The sequence below is a fragment of the Geodermatophilus maliterrae genome (assembly GCF_041018925.1).
Classification (GTDB): domain Bacteria; phylum Actinomycetota; class Actinomycetes; order Mycobacteriales; family Geodermatophilaceae; genus Geodermatophilus; species Geodermatophilus maliterrae.
Genome location: NZ_JBFNXQ010000196.1, coordinates 1 through 2,006 on the forward strand (window position 1 = coordinate 1; position 2,006 = coordinate 2,006).

The 2,006-nt window shown below is 73.8% G+C and carries 1 protein-coding gene; it reads right to left on the minus strand.

Features of this window, described 5'->3' with window-relative positions; all coding sequences use genetic code 11:
• Nucleotides 1-72 precede the first annotated feature (72 nt).
• Nucleotides 73-2,006, minus strand: a 1,934-nt coding sequence (gene iolD / locus ABQ292_RS26390) for a 3D-(3,5/4)-trihydroxycyclohexane-1,2-dione acylhydrolase (decyclizing) (RefSeq protein WP_369210669.1), incomplete at its 5' end; no start/stop codon positions are given.

Here is a 2,006-nt window from a genome sequence, read left to right on the forward strand (position 1 = left end):
GGCGCCACGTGGCTGTCCGCGCTCATGCGGTCCTCCTCTGGGACGGGTGGTTCACGGCGGGGTGCGGATGGGTCAGGGCTGGGACGGAGCGAGGAAGGGGCGCTGGACGGACTTCCAGCGGTCGTAGACGGCGCGGGCCTGCTGCGTGCTCGACAGCGTCGAGACCTCGCTGACCGGCACGTCCCACCACGACTGGCTCGAGGGCGCGTCGATGAGCGGGTCGGTCTCGACGTGCACGACCGTGGTGCGGTCGCTGGCCTTGGCCTTGCGCAGCGCCGCCTCCAGGCTCGGCCCGTCCTGGGCGATGAGGACGTCGACGCCGAGGCTGGCGGCGTTGGCGGCCAGGTCCACCGGCAGCACGTCGCCCTCCAGCCGGCCGTTGGCCGCGCGGTAGCGGTAGCGGGTGCCGAAGCGCTGGGACCCCAGGGACTCCGACAGCGCGCCGATCGAGGCGAAGCCGTGGTTCTGCACCAGGACGACGACGATCTTGACGCCCTCCTGCACGGCGGTGACCAGCTCGGTCGGCATCATCAGGTAGGAGCCGTCACCGATCATGACGAACACGTCGCGGTCGGGGCTGGCCATCCGGATGCCGATGCCCCCGGGGATCTCATAACCCATCGTCGAGTAGCCGTACTCGACGTGGTAGCCCTTGCGGTCGCGGACCCGCCACATCTTGTGCAGATCCCCGGGCATGGAGCCGGCCGCGCAGACCACGACGTCGCGCGCGGCGGAGACCTCGTTGACCACCCCGATGACCTCGTTCTGGGTCAGCCGGCCGCCCTCGCCGGCGCTGGGCACCGCCGGGTGGTAGGCGGCCTCCACGGTGGCCTCCCACGCGGCGGCCAGCTCCGCGGTGCGGGCCCGGTAGGCGTCGGCGACCGACCAGCCGGCCAGCGCGTCGGTGAGCGCGGTGAGCGCCTCCCGCGCGTCGGCCTGCACGGTCACACCGGCGTGCTTGACCGCGTCCATCGCGGCGACGTTGACGTTGACGAACCGCACGCCGGGGTCGGTGAAGGCGGTGCGCGAGGCGGTGGTGAAGTCCTGGTAGCGGGTGCCGATCCCGATGACCACGTCGGCCTGCCGGGCCAGGTCGTTGGCCGCCGTCGTCCCGGTGGAGCCGATCGCGCCCACCGACTGCCGGTGGTCGTAGGGCAGCGCGCCCTTGCCGGCCTGGGTCTGCGCGACCGGGATGCCGGTGGCCGTCGCGAAGGCCTCCAGCGCCTCGGTGGCCTGCGCGTAGATCACCCCGCCGCCGGCGACGAGCAGCGGCCGGCGGGCCGAGCGGATCACCTCGACCGCCCGGGCCAGCGCGGCCGGCTCGGGCAGCGGCCGCCCGACGTGCCAGCTGCGCTCGGCGAACAGCTCGACCGGCCAGTCGAACGCCTCGGCCTGCACGTCCTGCGGAAAGCACAGGGTGACCGCGCCGGTCTCGGCCGGGTCGGTGAGCACCCGCATCGCGCCCAGCAGCGCGCCGGGCAGCTGCTCGGGCCGCCAGATCCGGTCGAAGTAGCGCGACACCGGCCGGAACGCGTCGTTGACGGTCACGTCGCCGCTGTCGGGCCGCTCGAGCTCCTGCAGCAGCGGGCCGGCCGAGCGGGTGGCGAAGGTGTCGGCCGGCAGCAGCAGCACCGGCAGCCGGTTGATCGTCGCCAGCGCCGCGCCGGTGAGCGTGTTGGTCGAGCCCGGGCCGACGCTGGTGGACACCGCCCAGGTCTGCAGCCGGTCCCTGGCCCGGGCGTAGGCCACCGCGGTGTGCACCACGGCCTGCTCGTTGCGCCCCAGCACGTAGGGCAGCGCGCCGGGGGTGTCGATCTCGGCCTGCAGCAGCGCCTGCCCGAGCCCGGCGACGTTGCCGTGCCCGAAGATGCCGAAACAGCCGGCGAACAGCCGCTGCCGCTGCCCGTCGCGCTCGGTGTACTGCTGCGCCAGGAAACGCACCACCGCCTGGGAGACGGTCAGCCGCACCGTCTCCAGAGCGGCCGGCGGCGGGAACTCACTCACGG